We start from the raw sequence: 10,588 nt of genomic DNA, 5'->3' as shown, positions 1-10,588 counted from the left end.
CCCACGAACCATCCTGCGCCGTGCTCATTGCCCTCGAAGACGGGCGGATCGATCCCGCACGCTTCTCGCGTTGGCGTAAGCTGCATGACGAGAATACAGCTCTCGGCACTCCCAGGCCGGTCCGCCGCTGAAACTTGCCCTCAAACCACGACAAGCTCATTTTGTGGGTCGGGAAGTTGGTCCGCTTCTGATGCTCCCGAACCTGAAACAGGCCGGTCCGAAATCGGCCCCGTGGCCTGCTGCCGGTTTCGTGGACACCGAGATAAGGTGTTTAACGGAACTGGAGAGTGGGAATGCAGAGAAGGAAGTTCAGCCGCGAGTTCAAGCTTGCCTTCGGGCTTGAGACAAGCCATTGCAGCGCTTTGCCGACGGGGCCGCCGCGTTCATTCCGACCAAACACGAGCCAGGTTTTCGCCTTGCCCGGTTCGGGACCCGGTACCATTTCCGCATCAAGGGTTTCGCGGTAAATTTGGCGTGATTGTCATATTTCCAACAAGGCGCTAGCGCTCGTTGCAAGGCGGGGGGCTTTTAGGAGGAGATCGTGACCATGAAACGCTTTTTTTCGATCACACTCGCAGCTTCAAGTATCGTTTTGGCCGGCCAAGTAATGGCCGCAGAAGTGGATATGTCGAAGCTCACTTGCAAGGATGTCGGTGCAATGCCGGCCGCCAAGACTCTTGGCGTCGCCATGTGGGTGAACGGCTACGTCCATGGCAAAGCCGGCAATGCCATGGTGGATGGCGACAAGGCGCACGCCAATGCCGAGAAGATCGCTGACTATTGCAAAGCGAACCCCAGCGCCACGCTGACGAGCGCGATAGAGGCGGTTGCCAAGTCGTAGCGGGAATTACATGATGCTAGACTGAGCGCCCCTTCCTGGCCGCTCCCATACGACGGTCCAAGGACTGATTTCGCGGGCGACGTGCCAACATCGGCCCCGCGGCTCTGGCCTCAGCCGGCAGCGTGAAGACGACGTGGAAGTAGCCGACTGGCAGCAGGTCGACCTCCCGCTCGGCAAGCCATGCCCGCGCGGCGGCGCCCTGGCACTTGGGACAATGCCGGTTGCGGCAGGAGTTATAGGCGATCCGCCAATGGCCGCAGTCTGTGCAGGCCTCGACATGACCGCCAAGGGCTGCGGTGCGACATTGTTCGATCGCCGACATGACCTTGAGCTGTTGCAGGCTCAAGCGCCCGGCATGGGTGGCCCGATAGGCCGGCCCGGCAGCACGGAAGATGTCGGCGACCTCAATCGAGGCGCGCACGCCTCAGCCATCGGGCGAGATCTCTGCCGGCTTGAACAGGCCGAGCCTGTCGAGGGGGCTCGTGATCGCACGCACCGTGCGGGTTGCGACCTTGGCATAGAGGGCCGTGTTGTCGAGCTTGGCATGCCCAAGCAGGACCTGGATGACGCGGATGTCGACGCCGTCCTCCAGAAGATGGGTGGCGAAACTGTGACGCAGCGTGTGCGGCCCGACCCGCTTGGCGATGTCCGCGGCCTGTGCCGCCTCGACGACGATGCGATGGAGATGACGGGTGCTGATCGGCTTCATCGGATGCTGTCCGGGGAACAGCCAGCCGTCGCGGTGCATGACACCTTGCTGCCGTCCGACCCTCCACCACTGGCGCAACAGCGCGAGCAGGTCCGGCGACAGCATGGCATTGCGGCACCGCCCGCCCTTGCCGCGCTCGACACGCAGTAGCATCCGCTCGCTGTCGACATCAGTGACTTTCAGCGTCGACACCTCGGCCACGCGCAGGCCTGCGCCATAGGCGACCGACAGCGCAGCCTGGCGTTTGAGGCAGGTGGTGGCGTTGACAAGGCAGGCAACCTCGTCGCGGCTCAGCACCATGGGCAGCTTGCGCGGATGTGACAGACGGACAAGCCTGCGCGCCAGGTCCGGCCGGTCGGTCGTGTGGGTGAAGAAGAAGCGCAACGCCGACACGATGCTGTTCATGGTCGGCACGGGAACGCCGTCCTCCTGCTGCCAGACCTGGAACCGGCGAAGGTCGTCTGCCGTCGCCATATCGGGCGGGCGGCCAAGGAAGGTCGCGAACCGTCCGACATCGCGGATGTAGTTGCGCTGTGTCTCCTCGCTGAACCGGCGCAGGGTCATGTCGTCGATCAACCGCTGGCGCAGCGGACTGATGGGTGCATCGAGAACAGGGTGGGGCATGGTCCGGCTCCTTGTTGAAGAAGCCCGTCATGCTCTGCCGCTGCCCAAGCGCGTGCTTTCGATCATGCGCGGCGACGAGTTCCATGCCGCGATTTCGCAATTACCCGGTTACAGGGTCAACGACGCCGGGTCGATCAAGACCGTTAGAGAGGTCTTTCGAACCTCAGAATAGCCATCGGGCGGTTCCTGTCCGATCGCCGGCCACCTCAGATGACGACGGACTCTCGCTAAGCGAAGCGTCGGAAAGGTTTGAGATTGTGAAGCATCGCTGTATGCGGTGTCCCGTTCACACCTTGGGTGGATGTTCCAGGGAAGGAAGTCATCGACCCGGCTCTGTTTATGGCCGTTGACGATGGCTGTGAGCGTGCTGGCCAGATAGGCCTGCGGCATGACGACGTTGAGTTTGCAAGTCTCGGCGAGCGACGCGATTGTCGCCCAGTTTTGCCATAGCGCGCAGGTTCGACATTGCGCGGCTAATTGAGCGCACTACCGATGGCTGCTCCAGCCACGAACGCACCAGCTGGGAACCAGAAATCATCATACCGGTGAAGCCTTTTTTGTGATCGCAAATCAGGGCGAAAAGTCCATGTTCACGGATTATCTTTGCATGTTATCAATTTTCATGGAATACGATCTATGAAATCGATATTCACGGTAGAGCATCGAAATTCATGGCAGAGAGTCAGCAGGAGCCATTTTCAGGCGCCGTGAGTGTTTTTCACAGTCGCGGGATGCCGGAAGCAGCCACACCGGTAGGCTACGCAGCTCTCATCGATGCCTACGATCTGGCCGTACCGATCCCACTAACCCTGGCGGCCATTGGTCCGCGCCACAAGGTCTATGAGGCCGATGGCTGGAATATCTACACGCCTCGCCATGCGCCCAGTGCCGATCTTAGCGGGCATCTGACCTTCGCCCTGCGCTATGAGGGGCTGGATCTGGCCGTGCTGAAGGAGCTGTTTCGCGCCACCGGTTCCGAGCCGATCGTCGATATCGTGCGTGCGACGCCGACGGGCGCTTATGCGCGCCGGCTGTGGTTTCTGTACGAATGGCTCCTTGACGCACAGCTCGATCTTCCCGATGCTGAGCAGGGTGCCTATGCCTTGGTCGTCGATCCTAAGCACCAATGGGCGACGAATGGCACAACCTCGACCCGCCATCGGGTGAAGAACAACCTGCCGGGTACGCCGGCGTTCTGCCCAATGATATTCCGAACGCCCGCGCTAGAAGCATTCGTCGCTCGCAATCTGGCTGAAGAAGCTCGACGTCTGGTCGCTGAGGTGCCAGCCGACCTGCTGGCGCGGACGGCGGCTTTCCTGCTGCTGAAGGATTCGCGGTCGAGTTTCGAGATCGAAGGTGAAGATCCGCCTCAGGACCGTATCCAGCGCTGGGGGCAGGTCATCGGGGAGGCGGGCCGCCGTCCGATCAACCGCGACGAACTTCAGCGTTTGCAGCGCATCGTCATCGGCGACGCGCGCTTCGTGCGCTTGGGATTGCGCGTAGAGGGCGGCTTCGTCGGTGAGCATGAACGCAATACAGGCGCGCCCATTCCCGACCATATCAGCGCGCGGCATGAGGATTTGCCGGAGCTGATCGAGGGCTTGACTGCCTTCGACAGAAGCGCGGCCAGGGGGCTCGACCCCGTTATTGCCGCCGCCGGCCTAGCGTTTGGCTTTATTTATATCCATCCGTTCGAGGACGGGAACGGCCGCCTTCACCGCTATCTCATCCATCATGTGCTGGCCGAGCGTGGTTTCAATCCGCCAGGCCTGGTTTTCCCCGTCTCTGCGGTCATCCTCGACCGGATCGACGACTACCGGAAGACGTTGGAAAGTTACTCGCGTCGTCTCATACCGCATGTTCGATGGCGGTCGACCGATCGGGGCAATGTGGAGGTGCTGAACGAGACGATAGACTTCTATCGCTATTTCGACGCCACCCCTCATGCCGAATTCCTGTTCGCCTGCGTGGCGCGCACGGTAGATGTCGATCTGCCGTCCGAGACCGCGTTCCTCCGAAGTTACGACACATTCAAGGGTCAGGTTCTGGGCATGATCGATATGCCAGACAGGCTACTTGATCTGTTGTTTCGGTTTCTGCGCCAGAATGACGGCCACCTTTCGAAGCGGGCGCGCGAGCGCGAATTCGCGGGGCTGACGGAAGACGAGGCCATTCGGATCGAGGGAATTTTTGCCGAGCTCCGCGCTGGCTTCTGAGGGCATCCTCCGGCTTCCAAAGAAGCGCCCGACCCTCCTGTGCGAAGGCCCGGCCAGGTTGCGAGAGCGAGTCGGTCAGATGCTGCAGTCGGCTCTGTACTTTCCAGGGCCGTTGCGCATCATGAACCCTTAGATGACCCGATCGCCGGCGGCCGCCTGAAGCTGCCGTAGCCTTCGGAGATCCTGTGTCTGGCATAGTCCGGTCCGAATTTCTTCACCCAGCGGCGGATCTTTTCATAGGAAACGACGATGGCACGGTCCAGCAACATCTCTTCCACAAGACGCAGGCTCAGCAGAAATTGGAAGTAGAGCCAGACCGCATGAGCAATCACAGCGAGTGAGAAACGACGACGCTTGTATCTGAAAAAGGGCTGGATCATGACCGCCAACTATCAGCCAACAGCTTTATCTCGGGTGAACCTGACATCGCACTGACAGGCACTCGCACGCGCATGGTGGACGACATTTGAGAACGCGGAAACGTCTGCCGCAGGCAAACTGAACGTTCAAGAAGTCCAGCGACCAGCAGGCGCTCACCTCGCTTTGAGCGAGATAGGCGCACGCGCCCACAGCACGCCGCCAAGCTTTTCGGAGCGTGACGTCCAGCAATTGTAAGGGGCCGCGCAAGTCTTGAAGCGTCCGGCCATTGCGTTCTTGCCGCGACGATCTACTAAATCAATTCGAACCGACTCGCCAATCAGTATTGCTGCAACTTCTGATCGATAAACATACAAGGGGACCCATGCCGGAACGCTATCTGTCACCAGCGCTTCATGATCAGGATGCGATGACGCTACTGATGGCGCCGTTGGTTGGCATTGAAGCCAAGATCTACAATGACCTGTGGAATGCGGTGATCAACCGCAAACTCAGACCGGGCGCCAAGCTCGAAGAATCCGTGATAGGGGAGATCTATGGCATCAGCCGTACGGTCATCCGCAAGGTACTGTTCATCATGGAACAGGAAGGCATTGTCTCATTGCCGGCCAACCGCGGCGCCTACATCGCTTCGCCATCGTTCCGAGACGCTGAGGAACTCCTGGAATCGGTGTCTGCGGCGCTCATCTATTTCATAGGCGAACTGGCGACACACCCAGAGCGCATCACCAAGGAACAACGCAATAAGCTCGCCGACCACATCAAGGCCCGAGAAAAGGCCAACGCCAACCAGGATTTCCATACCGCACGCCGGCTGAACAACGAGTTTTGCCTGCTTCTCGCACTTATCCATGGCAACCGGCTTATGGCGGGCGTATTCGACAGGCAGATAAATCTCTACACTGTTGCGCTTGCTTCGTATCAGGTAGCTCCCCCGCCTTTCAGCCGAGCAGAATTTACGACAACGCTGACCCGCCATATTTTCGACGGTGAGCCGGCCGAGGCAGTCGCCTATTACCGCACGGTCTACGACGCAATCCGCCGCACATTGCGACCAGACGGGGCAAGGAAGAGATCGATCTTCGGGCGATCCTGACGGTAGCGTCGCGTTAACGGAATGAGATGGTCGGGCCGAGGGTGCGCAGGGAAGCAAGTAGCGCCGCGTATTTCATCGACCAGTCGTCGCCGTTGCTGGTGAAGGCGATTGCGCACTGGCCGGAAAGGTGGATCTGGGTCCGTGTGTCCAGGCGTGACCTTCAGGAGGCTTGTCAACCAGCATCGGGACGCGCAAGGCGCGACGAATTAAAACGGCGGCGTAGACTACTCCAGTTTTGACTTGGCCGGCGCTTCCCGGCTGAGTCCTCCAAAGCCGCCCCAGCCTTGCGGGCAGACTCCGCCGCAGAAAAACACGATCTGGCCGGAGTTGCTGTCTCAAGTGGAGCCTCGCAGGCCGACCCCAATTGAACCAATGAAATCCTGCCATGCACGTTGATGCTGTATGCAGGTTTTCATGTTTCCAGTCCACCAGGACCATTGATATAAGCCAGGTTTGCCGCCAGGAGACTTTGCCGGATGCCCCAACGTTACCTTTCCCCAGCGCTCCATGGTATTGGTGCCATTTCGCTGACAGCTCCATTGATCGGTGTTTGAAGCGCTGATCTACGACCGGCTGTGGAACGCCATCCTTGACCGCAAGATCCGCCCCGGCACAAAATTGGCTGAAGACGAGATCGGCGCTGCCTTCAACATCAGCCGGACCGTCATCCGCAAGGTTCTGTTCATTATGGAGGAGCAGGGGATTGTTCATTTACCTCCCAACCGCGGTGCCTATGTCGCCACGCCGACGCCGGAGGATGCACAGGAAGTCCTCGAAGCCACCCGCGTCATCGCCATGCATGTCGTGGGCGAGCTTGCTAGGGCCCAGACCCATAAAAGTGTTGGCATCACCTCAGGTTTGTGATTCACGACTTCCGAAAGGGAGGGGTAATGAATCGGGACCATTTCTGGCTCACAGAAGAGCAGTTTCGCCGTATCGAACCTCATCTTCCGACTGACACGCGGGGCAAGGAACGCGTCGACGACCGGCGTGTGATCAGCGGTATCGTTCAAGTTCTGAAGTCAGGCGGGCGCTGGGTCGATGCGCCGCCGGACTACGGGCCGCGCAAGACGCTCTACAATCGGTATGTCCGCTGGGCGGCCAAGGGTGTGTGGACGGATCTCTTTCACGCGCTTGCCAGTGCCGGTGGTCCGCCCGAGCAGGTTCTGATCGACTCGTCCGCCGTGAAGGCGCATCGCTCGGCTTCGGGCGGTAAAGGGGGGAGCAAAATCAGGCCATCGGGCGCTCGCGGGGCGGCCGCACGACCAAAATCCATGCCCTGACCGATCGTGCATCGCGCACTGCCCGTTATCGCTTGCATGCTGACCGGTCAGCTGGCGAACGTTCCCGTATCTGATCTTACAGGAGGATTACGGGATGAAACTGTTCATTGGATTGGATGTGTCGCTGGCGAAGACCGCGATCTGTGTGGTCAGCGAGCATGGCAAGATCGTGAAGGAGGCGCAGATTGCCAGTGCGCCCGAAGCGCTTGTGCGCTGGATCAGGGAACAGGATGGCACCATTGCCGCCATTGGCCTTGAGGCAGGCCCCTTGTCGCAGTGGCTGCATCGCGGGATGACCGAAGCGGACTTGGACGTCGTGCTGATGGAAACCCGGCAGGTAAAAGGGGCGCTAAAAGCAATGCCGATCAAGACGGATCGGCGGGATGCCGAAGGTATCGCACGGCTACTCCACCTCGGGTGGTTCCGGCCCGTTCACTGCAAATCCGTCTCATCGCAGGAGGTCCGCGCCGTGCTCGGAGCTCGCAAGGCCATCCAGCAGGGCATGATCGCTTTGGAGATGTCTCTGCGTGGGATGCTGCGGAACTTCGGGCTCAAGGTCGGCGCCATATCTCGCGGCAGGTTCGACCTTCGCATCCGGGAACTGGCGTTCGGCAATCCCATGCTTGAAGCCGCGACAGAACCGATGCTTCGGGCGCGGGCGTCCTTGCGGCATGAATTGGCAGGGCTAGAGCGCCACGTCCGCAACTTGGCTCAGGATGACCCGGTATGCCGTCGGCTGATGTCCATGCCAGGGATCGGTGCAGTTGTGGCGTTGACCTACCGATCGGCAATTGATGATCCCGCCCGGTTCACTTCATCGAAGAAGGTAGGGCCATGGGTAGGCCTCACCCCGTCGCGCAACCAGTCAGGCGAGCGCGACGTCTCAGGCGGCATCACCAAGGCCGGCGACGTCAACCTGCGCCGGGCGTTGTGTCAAGCCGCGACCGTCATGATGCACCGGGGCCGCTCGACATGGCTGAGAACCTGGGCAGCACAGGTCGCTCGCCGCCGTGGCCGGAAGCGCGCCATGGTTGCCTTGGCCCGGCGCGCCGGTGTGATCCTTCATAGGATGTGGGTCGATGACACCGACTTCCAGTCGGACATGACGGTGCCACTTGCGGCCTGAAGACCTGAGTTCCCAACCGTTGCCTGCCTGACAGCAGGCCCTCGAGGTCCCCCCAGGGACGCGGTTCCGATGATGCCGTGGTCCGGACTGTGCCGATCCACATCGAGCACGCCAATGAGATGGGCACATCGGAATTGCATTGAACCAGCATCATGTTGGCAGCCCCGCGCTGACCACGGACCGAAGCATGCACCCGGGGTGATCTCTGACGAGGGCGGCAGTAACTACAGGACGGATCAGAAAGAGCAAGGTTCATAACCGCACCTTTGCGGCCGACCTCCCATGAGCAAAACCGCTTGACTGGGACGGCCTCGTTACCGAAGTCTGGGCCCTAAGAACCCTATGCGCCTCGGCGCAGAAGACCGGGCGCGCCTCGACGCGCACTACCAGTTCCAGCAGCAAGCGGCGGCCGCGAATGATTACCACTCCATGCGGCGTCTTATCGTCGAGTTTTATGTTCTATTGGTCTTGCTGTACGGCAACAAGACGCTGGCAGCGGCTCAAGAGCGCCTGATGATGCGCGGCACGATGGCGATCACGCTTTATCAGCAGAATCTGGTGCTTTGGCCCCCACATGAATATCATAGGCAGCTGATCGAGCTGATTTATGCCGGTAAAGTCGAGCAAGCTGTCGCCCATGTCGAGAACCTGTACCGTACGACAGAATCCAGCTTGCTTTTTGCTCCGCATGACCAGGCCATTGACCTTCGGGCTATCCTCAGCGGGGATGACAGCCCGACCCTGTCTGCAAAGGCCTAGCTCCGGTTTTTTTGCCGTCTGATGGCCGCAGGAAATGCGATAGCTTTGCTTGCAGCGATGTCAGTTGCAGTGGCGTGCGTCTCTGGTCCTCGACAGGGGCGCGTCAGAGGTGGGATCGTTCCGAAGGCGCCTGGTAGGGGGGCACATCGGACACTGGCCGGTTGTGTGAATCAAGCTCTGCAAATTGGCGGCCATGATGCTGGTTATGCAGCTCGGCGCAAGGTGAGCTCTTTATGCTCTCTGTTCCGGTCCTCAAGCCTCGCCTTTCCGGTGGAACCTGTTCTTGCCGAGACCCGCCTTCATGTCATCCCGTCGGAACCAGACCGCRCGCCCGCAACGGAGCGGCGGGTTGCCTGCAGTAAAGACGATCTGCTCGTCCGAGCGCATRCGCAGGACCTCGCCGGGCAGGATCAGGGGGCGCCGGTTCAGTTGCTTTGATCGCGAGCGCGACGAGCCGGACATCCGGCTCGTCCGGCTCATCTGGTCGACTTCGACCGTCGTGTCGCCACAGCGCCTAGAGATATATTCAGCGGTGTCAGGATCGTTAATCGCGGCGAAGCTAATCCATGAGGCGCTCTCGAACCACTTGCTTGTGGCGTTCTGGCCGCCATAGGCCTCGCGCATCTGCCCGATAGACTGGAAGATCATGATGAGCATTAGGCCGTATTTACGCCCTGAATCGCGTGCGGTTTCGAGAATCCTGAGATAGCCGAGACGCGCCACCTCATCGAGCAGGAACAGGGTCCTTCCGGTGACTTCGCCTTTGCAGTTATAGATCGCGTTCATAAGAGCGCCGATGATGACCCGGGCGAGACCCGGATGCGCGTCCAGAACCTTGAGGTCGAGCGCGATGAAAATGTCGATATCGCCTTCGGCCAGGTCGTCGGTTGAAAATGCTTCGCCTGATACCAGCGCCGCGTAGTTGGGATAGGAGAGCCAGTGCGTTTCCTTGACGGCGTTGGCATAGACGCCGGAAAAGGTCTCGGGCGTCATGTTCACGAACACCGCCACATTCTCCTTCACGAACTCCGATGCCGACTGCTCATGGATTTGCTTGAGGCGCTCACGCAGTTTCGGCTCAGGCTCGGAAAGGTTAGTGCGTACCTGTCTGAGAGTCTGCGCCTTTGCCTCCGTATGCCCCGACAAACAAACGTCAGCAATCAGCACGGTGAGGAGCTGAAGTGCGGAGGCGCGGAAGAAGTCGTCTCGTGCGGAGGTCTGCCGTGCATTGTCGGTCATGACCCAGGTCGCGACTGCGGCGATATCTTCTTCCTTCGTGCCGCCGAAACGACCGATCCAATCGAGCGCGTTGAATCCGGTCGTGGGGTCAGTGGCCTCGAGAGCGATTACCTTACGGCCAGCTTCGCGGCGATGCGCGATCACCATCTGCGCTACCTCGGAGGACGGATCAAGCACCACCAGCCCACCACCCCATTTGAGTGCGCTCGGGATCGTCACCGACGTCGTTTTGAAGCCGCCTGAACCGGCAAAAACGATTCCATGTGACGAACCGAAAGAGCCATCGAAGCAAAGTAGCGGCGAGCGACCGCCAGAAC

At 60.1% G+C, this 10,588-nt stretch carries 9 protein-coding genes and 4 pseudogenes; 8 read left to right on the top strand and 5 right to left on the bottom strand.

All coding sequences use genetic code 11. The annotated features are described in order from the left end of the window. The first annotated feature begins 547 nt into the window (after window positions 1-547). Window positions 548-841 carry an HdeA/HdeB family chaperone gene (locus tag AC1DWF_RS26675; RefSeq protein WP_476785558.1) on the top strand — a complete coding sequence of 98 codons (294 nt, stop codon included), beginning with the start codon at window positions 548-550 and terminating at the stop codon, window positions 839-841. Window positions 842-941: 100 nt separating this feature from the next. On the opposite strand, the pseudogene AC1DWF_RS26670 reads toward AC1DWF_RS26675, so the two are convergent. After that, window positions 942-1,262 (bottom strand): annotated as a pseudogene (locus AC1DWF_RS26670) (IS91 family transposase); the annotation flags it as partial. Between the two features lie 3 nt (window positions 1,263-1,265). Continuing rightward, a complete protein-coding gene (locus AC1DWF_RS26665; protein ID WP_476785559.1) occupies window positions 1,266-2,174 on the bottom strand; it encodes a site-specific integrase in 909 nt (302 codons plus the stop codon). On the opposite strand from AC1DWF_RS26665, the gene AC1DWF_RS26660 reads away from it, so the two are divergent. Next, window positions 2,173-2,346 (top strand): hypothetical protein, encoded by a 174-nt coding sequence (locus AC1DWF_RS26660; protein WP_476785560.1) that lies wholly within the window; start codon window positions 2,173-2,175, stop codon window positions 2,344-2,346. The two genes, AC1DWF_RS26665 and AC1DWF_RS26660, sit on opposite strands and share 2 nt — an antisense overlap. Before the next feature lie 131 nt (window positions 2,347-2,477). Here the strand turns inward: AC1DWF_RS26660 and AC1DWF_RS26655 are convergent. Beyond that, a pseudogene (locus tag AC1DWF_RS26655) lies at window positions 2,478-2,618 on the bottom strand (transposase domain-containing protein); the annotation flags it as partial. A 227-nt stretch (window positions 2,619-2,845) separates the two neighbouring features. Between AC1DWF_RS26655 and AC1DWF_RS26650 the strand changes: the two are divergent. Continuing rightward, a complete protein-coding gene (locus tag AC1DWF_RS26650; protein ID WP_476789551.1) occupies window positions 2,846-4,390 on the top strand; it encodes a Fic family protein in 1,545 nt (514 codons plus the stop codon). Between the two features lie 188 nt (window positions 4,391-4,578). On the opposite strand, the pseudogene AC1DWF_RS26645 reads toward AC1DWF_RS26650, so the two are convergent. Next, window positions 4,579-4,770, bottom strand: a pseudogene (locus tag AC1DWF_RS26645) (IS6 family transposase); the annotation flags it as partial. Between the two features lie 362 nt (window positions 4,771-5,132). Here AC1DWF_RS26645 and AC1DWF_RS26640 point away from each other — a divergent pair. From AC1DWF_RS26640 to AC1DWF_RS26620, 5 genes and pseudogenes are all read left to right on the top strand, one after another. Beyond that, complete coding sequence (locus AC1DWF_RS26640; RefSeq protein WP_476842238.1) at window positions 5,133-5,864, top strand: GntR family transcriptional regulator; 732 nt, start codon at window positions 5,133-5,135, stop codon at window positions 5,862-5,864. A gap of 546 nt (window positions 5,865-6,410) precedes the next feature. Beyond that, window positions 6,411-6,728 (top strand): GntR family transcriptional regulator, encoded by a 318-nt coding sequence (locus tag AC1DWF_RS26635; protein WP_476785422.1) that lies wholly within the window; start codon window positions 6,411-6,413, stop codon window positions 6,726-6,728. A 26-nt stretch (window positions 6,729-6,754) separates the two neighbouring features. Then, window positions 6,755-7,185, top strand: a pseudogene (locus AC1DWF_RS26630) (IS5 family transposase); the annotation flags it as partial. Window positions 7,186-7,241: 56 nt separating this feature from the next. Continuing rightward, complete coding sequence (locus AC1DWF_RS26625) at window positions 7,242-8,273, top strand: IS110 family RNA-guided transposase (protein WP_476785421.1); 1,032 nt, start codon at window positions 7,242-7,244, stop codon at window positions 8,271-8,273. A gap of 342 nt (window positions 8,274-8,615) precedes the next feature. Continuing rightward, on the top strand, window positions 8,616-9,032 hold the full coding sequence (locus tag AC1DWF_RS26620; protein WP_476785595.1) for an FCD domain-containing protein: 417 nt from the start codon (window positions 8,616-8,618) through the stop codon (window positions 9,030-9,032). A 252-nt stretch (window positions 9,033-9,284) separates the two neighbouring features. Here the strand turns inward: AC1DWF_RS26620 and traG are convergent. Continuing rightward, on the bottom strand, window positions 9,285-10,588 hold a 1,304-nt coding region (traG, locus tag AC1DWF_RS26615; RefSeq protein ID WP_476842237.1), incomplete at its 5' end, for a Ti-type conjugative transfer system protein TraG.

It is taken from the genome of Aminobacter sp. P4_D5 (genome assembly GCF_056401815.1).
The sequence above is the reverse complement of the archived record's forward strand: the minus strand, read 5'-3'. Positions and strand labels throughout refer to the sequence as shown.